General features: G+C 72.9%; 10 protein-coding genes. 6 read left to right on the top strand and 4 right to left on the bottom strand.

The annotated features are described in order from the left end of the window. On the bottom strand, positions 1-384 hold the full coding sequence (locus Q3W71_RS15550; protein WP_302920031.1) for a hypothetical protein: 384 nt from the start codon (positions 382-384) through the stop codon (positions 1-3). Positions 385-730: 346 nt separating this feature from the next. Here Q3W71_RS15550 and Q3W71_RS15545 point away from each other — a divergent pair, with 346 nt between their 5' ends. Next, complete coding sequence (locus Q3W71_RS15545) at positions 731-1228, top strand: hemerythrin domain-containing protein (protein ID WP_302920030.1); 498 nt, start codon at positions 731-733, stop codon at positions 1226-1228. A 158-nt stretch (positions 1229-1386) separates the two neighbouring features. On the opposite strand, the gene Q3W71_RS15540 is transcribed toward Q3W71_RS15545, so the two are convergent. The 3 genes from Q3W71_RS15540 to Q3W71_RS15530 form a co-directional block, all read right to left on the bottom strand. Beyond that, a complete protein-coding gene (locus Q3W71_RS15540) occupies positions 1387-3222 on the bottom strand; it encodes a hypothetical protein (RefSeq protein WP_302920029.1) in 1836 nt (611 codons plus the stop codon). A 306-nt stretch (positions 3223-3528) separates the two neighbouring features. Continuing rightward, positions 3529-4902, bottom strand: coding sequence for a permease prefix domain 1-containing protein (locus tag Q3W71_RS15535; protein ID WP_302920028.1), 1374 nt, complete (start codon positions 4900-4902; stop codon positions 3529-3531). Continuing rightward, complete coding sequence (locus Q3W71_RS15530; RefSeq protein ID WP_302920027.1) at positions 4899-5273, bottom strand: PadR family transcriptional regulator; 375 nt, start codon at positions 5271-5273, stop codon at positions 4899-4901. The genes Q3W71_RS15535 and Q3W71_RS15530 overlap by 4 nt, the downstream gene beginning before the upstream one ends. Positions 5274-5456: 183 nt before the next feature. Between Q3W71_RS15530 and Q3W71_RS15525 the strand changes: the two genes are divergently transcribed. The 5 genes from Q3W71_RS15525 to Q3W71_RS15505 all read left to right on the top strand — a co-directional run bounded on the left by Q3W71_RS15525 (position 5457) and on the right by Q3W71_RS15505 (position 15484). Then, positions 5457-5915 (top strand): hypothetical protein, encoded by a 459-nt coding sequence (locus Q3W71_RS15525; protein ID WP_302920026.1) that lies wholly within the window; start codon positions 5457-5459, stop codon positions 5913-5915. Between the two features lie 28 nt (positions 5916-5943). Continuing rightward, positions 5944-7098: a P1 family peptidase gene (locus tag Q3W71_RS15520; RefSeq protein WP_302920025.1), complete on the top strand. Its 1155-nt coding sequence runs from the start codon at positions 5944-5946 to the stop codon at positions 7096-7098. Positions 7099-7785: 687 nt separating this feature from the next. Further along, positions 7786-10710 carry an AAA family ATPase gene (locus Q3W71_RS15515; RefSeq protein ID WP_302920024.1) on the top strand — a complete coding sequence of 975 codons (2925 nt, stop codon included), beginning with the start codon at positions 7786-7788 and terminating at the stop codon, positions 10708-10710. Between the two features lie 536 nt (positions 10711-11246). Next, the gene (locus tag Q3W71_RS15510) at positions 11247-14846 is read left to right on the top strand and encodes a S8 family peptidase (protein WP_302920023.1); all 3600 of its coding nucleotides are present in this window, start codon (positions 11247-11249) and stop codon (positions 14844-14846) included. Then, on the top strand, positions 14843-15484 hold the full coding sequence (locus tag Q3W71_RS15505; RefSeq protein ID WP_302920022.1) for a hypothetical protein: 642 nt from the start codon (positions 14843-14845) through the stop codon (positions 15482-15484). The genes Q3W71_RS15510 and Q3W71_RS15505 overlap by 4 nt, the downstream gene beginning before the upstream one ends. Positions 15485-15763 lie beyond the last annotated feature (279 nt).

Genomic DNA, 15763 nt, shown 5'->3' with positions numbered 1-15763 from the left:
TCACGCTTCCGGGCCGGTGGCGTCGCCGGAGCGGCGAGGCGGCAACTGGTGGTGGATCACGTCGCCGTTCATCGCCCCGTACGCGGCGGCGCCGGGTGCGCTGGCGCTGATGATCTGCGTCTGCGGGACGGTGCGGGACTCCCCGGACTCGGGCGGCCGCTGCCGGAGCTGTCGGCCGGTGAGGACGACGCCGACCACGCCGACGGCGAGGGCGACCACCGCCACGACCATGCTCACCACGTCGGCGGTGTTCGCCTGGACGTCCAGCGGCTGGCCCAGGAAGACCCGCGTGAGCTCGACGGCCCCGACGGACAGGCCGGCGAGGCCGACCACCGCCGCGACGACCGCCCCCCACCGGATTCTCCGCCTCGCACGGCTGTCCATCGCACCCTCCGCCCCGCGGTTGCCCGACCGCCGACGCTCGACGCCGGGGAACCTCCACAGTGCAGCACGCGTCGGCAAATCACCATCTCCTGACGTGTTCGCGGCAGTCGCCGGCATCCGACGTCAGGTGGCGCGGAATGCCCACGGCGGATCCACCCCGGTCCGCCGGCCCGGTTCGCGCCCGCCCCGGCCGTCCGCCCTGGTGCGTCCGCCGTCCGGGCTCCACCGTCCGGCACGGTTGGTTCGGGGTCGCCGCGCGGGCATCCGGAGTCATCGATACCTCGGCGCGGCGGGCCCGGCCCGTCCTAGGCTCTGAGACGCCAGGACAGTCGCCCGAGGGAGCCTCATGCCGACCGACGCCATCGACCTGCTCGTCGAGGATCACCGCAAGATCCGCGGGTTGTTCCAGGAATTCCAGGACGCCGGATCCGACACGCGCAGGCGCGGCCAGGTGGTCAACCAGATCATCGAGGCCCTGACCGTGCACACCTACGTCGAGAACGAGTGCGTGTACCCCGAGGCGCGCCGGCTGCTGCCCGACCTCAACGAGACGGTGCTGGAGTCCTACGAGGAGCACCACGTCGCCGACGTGCTCAGCTTCGAACTCGCCATGATGAGCCCCGACGACGAGCACTTCGAAGCCAAGACCATGGTCCTGATCGAGGTGGTCACCCACCACATCGAGGAGGAGGAACAGGAGTGGTTCCCCAAGCTTCGGGCCGGTGTCGGCGCTGACCAGTTGCAGGCGCTCGGTGCGCGGCTGGCCGACATGATGAAGAACGCGCCCCGCAAGCCGACCGCTCCCCGCGCGCTGAAGAAGGCCATCGACGCGGTGCGGGCCTGAGGGCTTCCCGGCCGCCGCCCGCGGGCTGACGCGCGGCGGCCCCGGCCGCACCGGCGGCCGCGCGAGTGACGGCGAGGCGTCCCGGCGTACGGGAAAGAGCGGGCCCCGGGCGCGCCACACCCCTGTCCTGCGGCGCACCCGGGGCACCGATCCCCCGGTCAGCCCAGATCGACCCGGATCAGGTTGACGCCCCGGGTGGTGAAGAGGCTGCGCACGCCGTCGGTGACCACCTCCGGGGCGCCGAACCAGTTCTGGTTGAGCCCTTCGGCGAGCACGCTCGGCGTCGGCTCCCGGCGGCTGACCCGGACCGTCCACAGCCGGCCCCCGTCGGTGCCGAAGATCCGGTCGTCGATCACCGCCAGCTTCCCGCCGACCGTGCCGACGTCGACCCGCCAGAGCACCTCCCGGGTGCGCGGATCCAGGGCGAACAGCTCGCCGTCACGGGTCACGCCGACCAGCACCCGGCCGATCAGCTTGAGGTCGACGATCACCCCCGCCGCGGTCGGCTCGACGAGCCAGGCCAGCCGCTCGGTGCGGTAGTCGAAGTAGCCGAGTTTCGCCCGGCTGGTCGTCGGGGTGGTGCCGTAGCCGTTGATGATGCTGCCGCCCAGGAACACGCCGTGCGGGTCGGGGCAGACGGCCTGCACGGTCTGGTCCGGCAGGATCCCCCGCCAGCTGCGGAACCGCTGGCCGTCCCAGATGTTGAGGGCGCCCTCCCAGCGGCCGTAATCCGGCTCGGTGGACATCAGCACCAGGCCCCGGCGCGGGTCGACGGTCAACGACGTGGGCCGGGTCTGCTCCTGGCCCGCGTCGACCCGCGCCACCTCGGTCACCTCCCGGCCGCCGGTGGGCAGGGTGAGGTAGCGGGCCAGGGTGTAGACGCCCATGTGCACGACGCCGCCGTACGCCTCCATGTCCTTGGCCTCACCGCCGAAGGGCACCCGGTAGCTGGGGAAGGCGGGGTCGACCTCGGTGGAGACGACCTGCACGCCGAGCGTGCCCCCGACGACGATCCGGTCCCCGGCGTGGCAGAGCGACATCGGCCGCTCCGGGGTCGGGGCGAGGTCCGGGGAACTCATGTCCAGCGCCTCGGTGGCGCGGGTGTCCAGGTCGTAGAGGATCCCGCCGGCGCCCTGCACGGCCCAGAGCCGGCCGTCGTCGAGGAAGCCGAGCCGCACGTTCGACGCCTCCGCCACCGGCACCCCGACCAGCGTCGGCGCGCTGTCGCCGAGCCGGAAGCGGTAGAGCGACCCGCTCGGGCGGGTGGTGTAGAAGATCTCGTCACCCCGGCTGGTGATGCCGACGACGAACGAGTCGTTCGGGGTCTTGAGGATCTGGTGGCGGCTGTGGTCCCGGGTGTCGACCACCAGGACCTCGGCGGTGGGCGAGATGCCCACCACGAGGTGGTCGCCGGCCAGGTGACAGACCGCCCCGAAGGTGCGGTCGCGCAGTTCGGCCGGGAGGATGTCGGTCCGGGTGCCGCTGGCCCGGTCGTAGGCGACCAGCCCGGCGTGGGAGCCGATGCCGCAGTAGACGGTGGTGTCGGTGGCCACCAGGTCGCGGACGTAGGTCTCGTCGGGGTCCATCCGGCCGTGGTCGGTGGCGCGGCCGGTCGCCGGGTCGTACTCCCAGAGTCGGGCGGAGGGGTAGGTGCCGACGAAGACCTTGCCGTCGGGCGAGGCCTTGGTGGTCCAGCCGACCTCCTCGCGGAGGTCGAGCACCTGGGTCACGTCGAGGGTGCGGGTGTCCACCCGGAACAGCAGGCCGGGGGAGTACGAGGAGACGAAGACGTCCGTGCCGACGGCGTCGATGCCCCAGATGCCGGGCACGCCGGGAATGAGCGCGGTCTTGGTGATCCGGCGCTCGGTCAGGTCGTACGCGGCGACCCGGGTGGGCAGGATCTGGCGGGTGGCGAACCAGATCTCGTTGCCGACCCGGACGCCGTTGCCGAAGTTGAGTACCCGGGAGGCCGGGCCGAGGTCGCTGATCGCCACGCGGAGCGGGTCGGCGAGGTCGTCAGCGGCTGCGGCGTGGGCCGCCCGGGGGAATACGGCTCCTGCCGTTACTGCGCCGATACCGGCGAGGACGGCTCGTCGCGAGAGACTTCCCGACATCGTGCATCCTTCCGACTGGTCGGTCCTGAGGACGCCCGTAGCTGTGAAGATTACGGCCAGGACCGTTATCGGAGGACCCTAGAGCAGGCGGATACCGTCGTCAACGGTCCACGGCCGACGGACGGCCGTCCGCGCACCGCCCCACGGGCCGTGCGCGGGCTTTCCGGGGCGGCCGGCTCCGGCCGGTCAGCGGAAGCCGAACAACGGCGGGAAGAGCAGGACCACCACCCAGGCCCAGACGGCGTACACCGGCAGGTAGCCGGTCTGCCAGCGTTCGATCGCCGAGAACGGGGTGCGGCGCCGGACGAAGCCCAGCACCAGCCACGCGGACCAGGCGAGATTGACCAGCAGGATGACGTTCTCGCCGAGGGCCGCCGCCTTGTTGGGCGTGGTGCCGTACTCGGTGATGCGCCCGGTGATCTCCAGCAGCACCAGCACGTCGATGACCAGGGCGCTGACCACGAGGGCGAACTGCAGCTTGTCGAAGAGGCCGGGTGGGGCCAGCGGGTCGCGGGCGGAGATCGAGTAGAGCAGCAACCCCAGCACCACGACCAGCAGGAGGTTGAACAGGATCAGCGCTTCCCGCTCCACGTTGATGCCGGTCCCGCTGCCGCCGAGGGCGGCGAGGAAGGCCAGCAGCACGGCGGTGAACAGCGGGGTGAACAGCCGCGTCAGCACCGGGGCGATGTTCTCGACCACGCTCTGCTTGGCCTCGACGAGCCAACCGGCCACCACCACCGCGGCGGCCGCGCCGCAGGGCAGCAGCCACCGCGAGACGAAGCCCTCCGGCGAGATCCCGATGGCCTCGAAGGTGCCGAACACGAAAGCGGTCAGCACCCCGCCGCCGAGGGCGATGAGGACGTAGTAGATGAAGCACTCGCCGGTGAACCGGATGAAGTCCATCCGTCGGCGTGACGAGCGCAGGTCGTCGGCCACGTACGCCAGGCCGACCACGAGCCAGAGCGCGATGGGGAGGTGGATGCCGGTCAGGACCACCGACTGGGAGTCCTCCGCGAGGGAATAGGCGTTGGCCGCCACCGCGCCGACCGCGAAGAGCGCGACCAGCGCCCCGATCAGCGCCCTGCTGGCGTGCCGGCGCCAGGCCAGGAACGCCGCCAGCCAGGGCAGGGTGAACAGGCTGAGGTTGGTCGCGTAGAAGGCGCCGTCGCGCTCGAAGCTCATCCCGAACAGCTCCGGGACCTTGACGGAGGCCGCCGCGCCCGCCGCGCAGACGACCACCGCGAGCAGGTCGCGCCGGCCCCGGGCGGTCACCACCGGACCGTCCGTCCCGCCGGTCAGCACCAGTTGTTTCCAGAGCCGCTCCGAGTGCTCCCGGGCGAACTCGCGGGACAGGTCGTTCAGGCTGCCCATGCGCTTGACGGCGACCAGGAACGCCTCGTCGGGCCGAAGGCCGATGGCCATCAGCTCGTCGACCGAGCCCCGGAGGTGGTCCTCGAGTTCGTCGGCGTCGGACCGTTGCAGCTCCGAGCGGCGTTCCACGTGCTGCCGCCACTGGGCGAACTGGGCCTCCAGTCCGCTCTGGCCGTCCATGGCTGTCATGCCGGGCCCTCCAGCGGGATCGCGGTGAACGGCCGGATCTCACCGGAGCCGCGCCAGACCTGCTTGAGCGCGCCCACGACGGTGTCCCACTGGCGGCGTTGCTCGGCGAGCTCGGCCAGGCCGCTCCTGGTGATGCGGTAGTACTTGCGCCGTCGCTCCCCGGCGACGGACTGCCAGCTCGACTCGACGTGCCCGAGGCGCTCCAGCCGGTGCAGCAGTGGGTAGAGCAGTCCCTCGGTCCAGTCCAGTTCGCCACCGGAGAGTTCGTTGATGCGTCGCAGGATGGCGTAGCCGTAGCTCTCGCCCTCGGCCAGGATGCCCAGCACCATCGGCGTCGCCGAGGCGGCGACGAGATCCTTGGTGACCCGCACGAGACCTCCCCGTACCAAACCCTAGAACTCTGATGCATAGTAGTTCTAGGTATCGTCCGGGCGCAACGAGTTCGGACGCTTTCCGACCGCTACCGGCTCACCCCTGATCCTGGCCGGCCTCCACTGTGGGATCATGGCGGCTCACATGCGCGATCTTGAGCGCCGGAGCATCTGGAGGAACGTGTGCGTGGACCAGCGCGTCGACTGGCCATCTCGATTCTCGCCGCGACCGTCGCGGCGGTGACGCTCGCGTCGCCGGCGCAGGCCGCGACGAACCCGTTCACCGCGGCACAGGCCTGCAACAACGACTTCGGTGGCTCCTGGGCCTACGCCAGTGACGGCCACCGGTCGATCTACGCGTCGGACGGCACCAAGGTGGGCGACGTCTACCTGATGTACAACAGCGCCAGCGGGTACAACTGCGTCGCCACCCTCAAGCGGGTGGCCGTCGGTTCGACGACCGGGGTTCGCGCCGGCATCCGGGTGGAGGGCGGCTCCTGGGTCCGGGACTCCGGGAACTTCAAGTACTACGCCGCGATCCAGCGCTCGGCCCGGGACACGTGCGTGATGTACGAGGGTGAGGTGCTGTACTTCACCAGCTGGCAGGGCGCCGGCCGGTACAGCTGGGGCAACTGCGGCTGAGCCACCGGGAAACCGGGACCCTGCCGGCGTGCGGGTGCCCTCCCACCGGGAGGCGGGAGCCGACGTGGCCTCCGTCGACGGCCGGGAGGGCGTCCGCCGGTGCGCATCGGCGCACGGTCACCACGACGACGGGAGCATCATGAGCCAGCCGAGCCGCCGGGCCCGCGACCTGGGCGTCGTCGTCGGAGCGCTGCCCACCGGGCCGCACAACGCGATCACCGACGTCGCCGGGATCCTGGTCGGGCACCGCACCATCGACGACGGGGCCGGCCTGCACACCGGTGTCACCGCCGTCGTACCGAGCCAGCTCGGCCCCGGGCGGTGGACCCTGCCGGCCGCTGTCCACACCGGCAACGGCCACGGGAAGCTCGTCGGCTCCACCCAGGTGGACGAGTTCGGCGTCCTGGAGTCGCCGATCGTCCTGACCGCCACGCTGTCGGTGTTCCGGGCCGCCGACGCCCTGCTCGGCTACCTGATGGACCGCCGGCCGGACGGGCTGTCGTTCAACCCCCTGGTCGGCGAGACCAACGACGGGCACCTGTCGGACATCCGCCGCCGCCCGGTCGGTGTGGAACACGTGCTGGCGGCCGTCGCCGAAGCGTCCGCCGGCCCGCCCGCCGAGGGCTGCGTCGGGGCCGGCGCCGGCACCACGGCGCTCGGCTACAAGGCCGGCATCGGCACCTCGTCCCGGGCGGTCCGGGTGGCCGGCCGCCCGGCGACCGTCGGCGCCCTCGTCCAGGCCAACTTCGGTGGAGTGCTGACCGTGCTCGGCGTCCCGCTGCCGGTGGAGGAGTTGGTCCCGGACGCCGACCGGACCGAACCACCCGGCAACTCGTGCATGATCGTGGTGGCCACCGACGTGCCGCTGGACGCCCGGCAGCTCGGCCGGCTCGCCCGGCGGGCGGTCTTCGCGATGGGCCGGGTCGGCGCGGCGTACAGCAACGGCAGTGGCGACTACGCGATCGCGGTCAGCACGGCCCCGCCCGACCAGCCGCCGATCCCCGACGCAGAGATCAACCCGGTCTTCGCCGCCGTCCTGGACTCCGTCGAGGAGGCCCTGCTCAACTCGCTCTTCGCCGCCGTCACCACCACCGGTGTCGGCGGTCGCACCAGCCACGCCGTCCCGCACCGGGAGGTGGTCCGCCGGCTGTCGGCGGCGGGCCGGCTGGCCGCGCCCGCCTGATCCGGGCCGGCACCACGGCGGCACGCCCGGCCGCCGCGGATGCGCGATCCCGTAGCCCGTGCGCCGCGGTCGTCGTCGCGGGCGCCACCGCCGAGGAGCACGCGGCACCCGGCCGGGAACCGGGGGCGGGCGCTGGAGTCGACGAGGAACGAGCCCGGCCGGAGTTCTCGCCGAGTGCCTCACCGATCTCCGCCGGCCGCGGGCGCCGGTATTGTCGCTGCCGATTAGCGCGGTCGCGGCGGGCGGTACCGATGGCGCCGGTCGCCGCGACGAATACCGCTAATGGGAGCGGAGGAACGGAGGGCTGCGACATTTGTCGCCGCTTCTCGGTCGGTCCTCGCCGCCACGGCTGCTCCCGATCGGTGAGCCGCCGACGGCGTGGCCGCCGGCCGCCGGCGAGGCGGGGTGTCGGCCGAGAACCGCAGTCCCGCGTACTGCATCCACAATGGATTCACCGCCCGCCGGGGGAAGGGTAAAAGTCAAGTTATTTGCGCGTCATATCCGAATATGTACGCGTCGGCGACGGGTGACAGATCCGCTGAGTCTCACCAAGTGGACCGCATAGGAATTGTTGGACATCAACCCGACCATCGCGCGAGAATCGCCCCGAACCGGTGATCGACCGGGAGGGGGCGGGCGTTGATGAGGCGGGCCGACATCGACGTCGTTAAACTTCCAACGCTTTCCGTGCCGCGGTTCGTCGGGCGGGACCGCGAACTCGCCACGCTCGGTGAGGCGCTCGACCGGCCGCCGGCGGTGGTGCTGCTCGACGGGGAGGCCGGCATCGGCAAGACCCGGCTGCTGCGGGAGTTCCTGGCTTCCTCGGCCGAGCGGACCCGCCCCGAGCCGCGCCGGCCGGACGGGCGCGCCGGGCCGCGTGGGCGGCGCGCGCTGGTCGGGGCCTGCCCGCCGCTGCGCGAGCCGTACACGCTCGGCGCGGTGGTGGACGCGGTGCGCGAGGGCGTCGGCAGCGTGTCCGGGCTGCGGCTCAGCGGCCTGGCCGGCGCGCTGCGCCCGCTGTTCCCCGAGTGGGCCGCCGACCTGCCGCCGGCGCCGGAGCCGCTGGAGGACGCGACAGCGGCCCGGCACCGGCTGTTCCGGGCCTTCGTCGAGTTGCTCAGCCGGCTGGACGTGGCGGTGCTGGCCCTGGAGGACGTGCACTGGGCCGACGAGGCGACCCTGGAGTTCCTGCTGTTCCTCGTCTCCCGCCGACCGCAGCCGGTGAGCGTGGTGCTCACCTACCGGCCGGAGGAGTTGCCGCCGGATTCGCTGCTGTTGCGGCTCTCCTCCCGGCTGCCGGCCGACGCGCACCTGGTCAGGCTGACACTGAAGCCACTGGGGGTCGACGAGACCGCCGCGATCGTCTCCTCGATGCTCGCCGACGAGCACGTCTCGGCCGAGTTCGCGGCCTTCCTGCACACCCGCACCGAGGGCGTACCGCTGGCGGTGGAGGAGTCGGTGCGGTTGATGCACGACCGGGCCGACCTGATCCGCCAGGACGGTGCGTGGGCCCGCCGCCGGCTGGACCACATCGAGGTGCCGCCCACCATCCGCGACGCCGTGCTGGAACGCGTCGGGCGGCTGCGCCCCGACACCCGCTGCGTCCTCTACGCGGCCGCGGTGCTCGCCGATCCGGCCGACTACGCGATCCTGCACGCGGTGACCGGGCTGCCCGACGCCCGGGCCGGTGCCCAGGTGGCCGAGGCGCTGGGCTGCGGCCTGCTGCGCGAGGACGGGCGCGGGCAGTGGTCGTTCCGGCACTCGCTGGCGTGCCGGGCCGTCTACGAGGCCATCCCGGTCCAGGAGCGGCGGGTCCTGCACCTGCGCGCGGGGCGGGCGCTGGCGGAGTCGGCGGTGCCGCCGGTGGCGCAGCTGGCCCGGCACTTCCGGGAGGCCGGCGAGGTCGAGGCGGCGTGCCGGTACACCGAGCAGGCGGCCGACCTGTCCACGCAGTCCGGTGACGTGGCCACCTCGGCCCTGCTGCTGCACAACCTGGTGACCACGGTGGCGCTGCCCGCCGAGCCGCTGGTGCGGCTCGTCACGAAGATCCAGTTCCAGTCCCTGCCCGGTGCCGACCCGTACTCGAAGGTCATCGAATCGCTGCGGACCGCCCTGCGGGCCCGGGCGCTGACGCCGGAACAGCAGGCGCTGGTCCGCTTCCAGCTCGGCCGGGTGCTGATGGTGGCCGGCGCCATGGAGGCGGGCCGGCTCGAGATCGCGGAGGCGCTGCCGTACCTCTCGCCGGACTCGCTGGAGGCGGCGCGGGCCCGGATCTTCCTCGCCATACCCCTGGGCGACGCGCGGCCGGCCGCCGAGCACCTGCGGTGGCTCTACGAGGCGCCCGCCGTGGCGCCGTCGATCGCGCCCCACGAACGGCTGCGGCTGTTCCTGGAACGCGCATTCGCGCTGCTCATGCTCGGTGAGGAGGCCGGGTGGACCGAGGCCCGGCGGATTCCGGACGACACCGCCAGCCCGCGGGAGGCGGCGCTGCTGGCGATCGGCCAGACGAACGTCGCCGAGGCGGCGATGCGGTGGGGCCGGTACCAGGAGGCCAGGGCGCGGCTGGCCAGGGCGCTGGCCCTCGCCGACAGCCACCAGTTCCTCGGCCACCTCGGCAGCATCGCCTCGACCCGGACCCACCTGGACTGGTTCACCGGCGCCTGGGACGGGCTGGCCGACCGGGCGGCGGCGCTGGTCGGCGACGACGACGGGGTGCGGCACAAGGACCGGTGCGAGGCCGCCCTCGTGGCGGGGCTGATGCAGCTCGCCGCCGGAGAACGGGCGGAAGCCGAACAGCGGCTGCGCTTCGCCGGGGGCGACGACCAGCAACGCATCGAGGCCGCCGCCGCGCTGGCACAGCTCTACCTGCGCGACGGTGACGTCGACGAGGCGCTGCGGATCACCGAGGAGCCGGCCGACATCGCCATCCGCAGTGGTATCTGGCCCCGGGCCACCGAGATCGCCCCGGTACGCGTGGCGGCGCTGGCGGTCGCCGGCCGGCTCGGTCACGCCACCGACCTGGCGGCCGCGTTCGCGCGGGCCGTCGGCGACAAGGACGCCCCGGCGCCGCAGGCGTCCCTGGTGGGGTGCCGGGCGATCCTGGCCGAAGCCGGCGGTCAGCCGGCCCGCGCCGCGGCGCTCTACGCCCGGGCGGCAGCCGCGTGGCAGGCCATGCCGCGCCCGTACGACGCCCTGCTGGCCCGGGAGCACCAGGCCCGCTGCCTGGTCGCCGCCGGCCGGCGCGACGCCGGCCTGGCGATGCTCTCCGAGGTCTCGCGGGCGTTGTCGGCACTCGGCGCGCACAACGACGCCGAGCGGGTGGTCCGGTTCCTGCACGAGCACGGGTGGGGCGCCCCGGTGGCACGCGGGCGTGGCCGGCCGGGTTACGGCAACCAGCTCTCCCCGCGTGAGCTGGAGGTGGCTCGCCTGCTGGTGGGCGGCCGGACCAACCGGCAGATCGCCGACGCGCTGGTGGTGTCGACGCAGACGGTGGCCAGCCAGCTGAAGTCCGCCATGCGGAAGCTGCGCGTGACGTCGCGGACGGCCCTCGCGATCCGGGTCGTGGAGCTGGGTCTGGTCGAGCAGGGCCGGCCGCCGGCGGGCGACGAATAAATTCGTCGAGCTCGCCGGTCACGACGAAACAGCGCCCGAGCGAGCGACGGATTTAAATACCGCGTTTGACCAATCGAGCCGGCGGCGGGGCCGATCCCACACTTTTCCCCATGCTGCCCACCGATCCGCCGACGCCCGAACCGGCCGGTGTCCCCGCCGAGCCGGCCCGTCGTGCGCAGGACGACCTGGCACCGGCAGGACCGCCGGAGACCCCGGCAGACGCACCGACCGCCGAGGGGGCGGCCGGTGCCGACGTGGCTGGCGAGTACGAACCGCTCTAGCGAGGAGGCCCATGGCCGGACCCTGATCGCCCACGACCGCGCCGTCCCACCGGACCGCGCCCGACCCGACCCGGCTCGCCCGGCCACAAGCCGTGGCGGGCACCGAGGCGCCGGACGACGTCCCGCGCCCACCCGCACACCCCCGCACATCTGTAACCGCAGAATGGCAGGAGCTGAGAGATGAGGCGAAGCCCGGCAACAAGGCGTCTCGGGCGACGCTTGGGCGCGGCGACCGCTGGTCTGGCCATCTTCGCGATGGTCGTGTCGACCACGGCGGCGCACGCGTCCGAGCCGATCCGGCAGGCGCCGATGCCCGAGGTCCCGCAGAAGAAGAACGTGACCGTGACCGCCAACGACGACCTGCTGCGGGTCGTCGCCGCGTCCGGCGCGACCCTCCCGCTGACGCTGGTCACCGGCGACAAGGTGTACGTCGGCATCAACGCCGCCGGCAAGCCGGTCGTCCGGGACATCGAGAGCGTCCCCCGGCCCGACGGATCCGACGTCGTGTTCCACACCCTCACCCGGATGGGCAGCGTGCACGTCGTGCCGAACGACGCCCTCTCGTTGCTCGGCAACGGAGTGCTCGACTGGGGGCTGTTCGACCTGACCAAGCTGGCGACGCTCGTCGCGTCGGGCCGGGTCGGCGAGGTGCCGGTGCTGGTCACCTACACCGGCAAGGCCGCGGCCGAGCAGGCGCGCAGGGTCGCCGGGGCGACCGACGGCAAGGCGCTGCGGAGCATCAACGGCCGCTCGATGGCCATCGCCGGCGACGGCCGCTGGTGGCAGGACGTGCGGGGCAAGACCGCCCCCGGCGCCGCCGCCGCCCGGGCCGCCGGTTCCCTGACCGGCGTGAAGAAGGTGTGGCTGAACGAGCTGGCCCGGATCAGCCTGGAGTCCTCCGTACCGCAGATCGGCGCGAACATCGCCTGGAGCCGCGGGTACGACGGCACCGGCGTGTCGGTGGCGGTGCTGGACAGCGGCATCGACCCCAACCACCCGGACGTGGCCGGCAGGATCGTCGAGCAGATCGACTTCAGCGGCAACCCCCAGGGCCCCCGGGACGGGCACGGACACGGCACCCACGTGGCGGCCACCATCCTGGGCACCGGAGCGGCGTCCGACGGGCTGCGCAAGGGCGTCGCCCCCGGCGCCCAGCTGCGGGTCGGCAAGATCTGCAACGACGGCGGGTCCTGCGCCCTCGACGCGATCATCGCGGGTATGGAGTGGGCCGCCCACTCCGGCGCCAAGGTGGTCAACATGAGCATCGGTGGCAGCGCCACCGATGGGACCGACCCGATGAGCGAGTCGCTCAACCAGCTCAGCCGCGACACCGGAACGCTGTTCGTGGTCGCGGCCGGCAACAACGGCCCGCAGAGCGGGACGGTCAGCGCCCCGGGCGCCGCCGACGAGGCCCTGACCGTGGCGGCGGTCGACAAGGAGGACGCGATGGCCGACTTCTCCAGCCGCGGTCCCCGGGTCGGCGACGGCGCCGCCAAGCCGGACATCGCGGCTCCGGGCGTCGCCATCGTCGCGGCCCGCGCCGCCGGCACGGCGATGGGCACCGTGGTGGACGAGCACTACACCACCGCCAGCGGCACCTCGATGGCCACCCCGCACGTGGCCGGCGCCGCGGCCCTCATCGCCCAGCAGCACCCGGGCATGACCGGCCAGGAGATCAAGGCGTTGCTGATGGGCACCGCCACCGACCTGGGGCACGACGTGTACGCCCAGGGTGTCGGCCGGGTCAACGTCGGCACCGCGGTCGACCCGACGATCATCGCGGCCGGGAACCTCAGCTTCGGTCGGCTGGCCTACCCGCACTCGCCGCAGGTCAAGAAGGTCACGTACACCAACCACACCGACCAGCCGATCACGTTGAAGCTCACCACGTCGATCTCCTCCGGCGAGCGGCCCGCTCCGGCCGGCCTGTTCACCCTCAGCGGCGACGAGGTGGTCGTGCCTGGCAACGGATCGGCCGAGGTGGCGGTCACCGTCGACGGCCGGGTGCTCGGCACGGACGGGGTCTTCGGGCGCTACACCGGCCTGCTGAACGCCCACGACGCGACGGGCACGCTGCGGGCGACCACCCGGGTCAACACCTTCCTGGAGCCCGAGCGGTTCGCGCTGACCGTGAACGTCGTCCCGCCCACGGGCGCCACCACCGTCCGGTACGGCAACGCCGTCTTCCTGCCGGTCGACGACCAGGTGCTGCTGCACGACGGCCCGGTCGGCATGGACGGCGCGGAGACCATGACGGCGCCGCTCTTCGGTGGCGTCTACTCGGCCGCCGTCGCGGTGGAGTGGCAGGACCGGGCCGGCGAGTGGCACACCGCCATCCCGGCGGTGGCGGAGGTGCGGCTGACCAAGGCCACCACTGTCACGCTGGACCTGCGCAAGGCCAAGCCGGTGCGGGTGCAGGCGCCCGTGGCGACCGAGACGTACGACGCGTACAGCTACTTCGAGCGGCTCTCGGCGACCGGCGCGTGGGGGATGACGGCGGAGCTCCGGGCCGGATACGGCGCCGACGAGCCGAACTGGTGGGCGCTGCCGACCGGCAAGGTGCGCACCGGCACCCTCGCCCACGACACCTACGGCGTGCTCACCACGCCGACGGTCACCATGCGGGTGGTCGGTGCCGGTCCCACCTTCGGCCTGCCCGCCCGCTACCACACCCCGGACGTCTCGATCCCCGTCGGGCAGCAGCAGTGGCAGGAGAACGAGACGACGGCCGGCCGGGACATCAGCGTCGCGGTTCCCCGGCTGCCGACCCGCGGGACGGTGCCGGTGGTCCACGCGGGCACCGGGTCCGCCGCCGACCTCGCCACGGTCGACGCCCGGGGCAAGCTGGTGCTGCTCACGCCGACCGACATCTGCGAGACGACCTGTGACTTCCCGCGCCTGCGGGACGAGCGGGTCGCGGCGGCCGCCACGGCCGGCGCCGTCGGTGTACTGGTCGCGGCACCGGGCCTCACCTCGCTGGGCGCCGTTCCCGCGCAGAGCACCCAGTGCGCGGACGGGCCGCAGAGCTGCCCGGCCGTGCAGCCGTACGCCGCGCTGCCGATCGTGTCCGTGCCGTACGCCGAGGCGGACCGCCTGATCAGGCGGCTCACGGCCGGCTCGCGCAACGTCCAGGTCGTGCTCGGTGGCAGCGTCACCCCGACGGTCTACAGCGCCGCGTTCGGCACCGACGGCCAGATCCCGTCGAACCTGCCGTACCGGGCCAGGACGAGGGACTTCGACCGGGTCGACCACTACTTCCACGCCGACCGGCCCGGCGAGGTCACCGACCTCACCTGGCTGCAGCAGGCGAAGTCCGGTGCGGCCGGGTACGCCCTGAACCTGCCGCTCACCACCACCCAACAGACCCTGACCACGTTCGTGAAGCGGCAGGGCGACGCCATCAACCGCTACGGCACCGGGTGGGCCGAGCACGCCGGAGCCGGCATTCTCGGTGCCGGCGGCAGCGAGACGCAGGACGTGGTCCTCGGCGGCCGGAACAAGCTGCACTGGAACACGGGGCCGACCGTGCCGGGGGCGGTGCCGCAGGTGCGGACCAGGTCCGGCTTCACGGTCGAGACCGGCATGCTCTGCTCGGGTTGCCGGCAGGGTGACACCTTCTACCCGACCTTCTATCTCACCGGCAGCGGCGGGGCCCGCCAGGCGATGATCGGCATCGTCAACGACACCGGTATCGCGGAGGTCTACTTCGGATCTCCGGCCTGCGAGGCGCCAGCCTGTGACTTCAGGCTGCTCGACCAGTCCGGCGACGAGATCGAGCGTCGCCTGCAGCGGGTCACGTTCGGTTTCGGCAGCACCGGCAACACGCCGGATTCCATCCTCGGGGGTCGGCGATGACCGTCGACACCGGTAAGGAGACCAACGCGATGAACACGAGTGTGCCGTCGTCGCGGCGCCGGAAGGGGACCGTCGCGGCGCTGGTGACCGCGGCTGTGTTCGCCCTCGGCTGCTCCGTCGGCGGGGACGTCGTCGGCTACGACCTGCCGGCGGAATCGGCCCGGTACACGTTCGAGGCGGAGACCAACGGGGTCAGGACGGTGTGGGAGTACACCTCCGACAAGCCGACCGAGGGGGACTCCCCGGAGTCGCAGCCGTGCATGGGCGACGTGCTCGGCGGCAACGAGAGCGCCTGCCGGCCGGAGCCGCTGATCTTCCTGCGGTACGACCTCGGTCTGGCCCTGGACAACACGGCCCGGGCCGGGCGCGCCCACCGGATCACGGTGGTCGGCTACTACCAGGAACGGCTCACCGCCCCGCCCACGGTGACCACGCTGCGGGTCGAGGCCAGCTTCGACGGTGGCCGGAGCTGGCACCCGGCGACCACCCGGGCCGCCGGTAGGAACACCTTCACCGCGGAGATCAAGCACCCGAACCGGGAGCAGGCTGCCGAGGGCGTCGGGCTGCGGATCACCGCGACCGACAGCGGGGGCAACACGGTGAAGCAGACCCTTCCCACCGCGTACCGGCTGCGCTGACGGGCGCTGCCGAATGCGAATTTCATCGCGGCCGGGGCGGGCGAGAACTCCCGGCCCGGCGCCACGCCGTGTCCACATCGGTCGCCGGTCCGACCGGCCCGGGCCCGGACCGGGCCGGTCGGCCGCGACAGGCGTAGGACCCGCCGCCGGAAATGTTTCGCCACTCGTCGGATGAACGGCCGTGGGGTGCCCCGTAGCGTCGATGCAATTCACCCCGCACCCGGCCGGCCACTCACCGTGATCACCGGGCGCGGGCGCCGCCGACGAGCGCGGCGGACC

The sequence above is a fragment of the Micromonospora sp. C28SCA-DRY-2 genome (assembly GCF_030519475.1).
Taxonomy (GTDB): Bacteria; Actinomycetota; Actinomycetes; order Mycobacteriales; family Micromonosporaceae; genus Micromonospora.
This window is presented reverse-complemented; position numbering and strand designations above follow the sequence as displayed.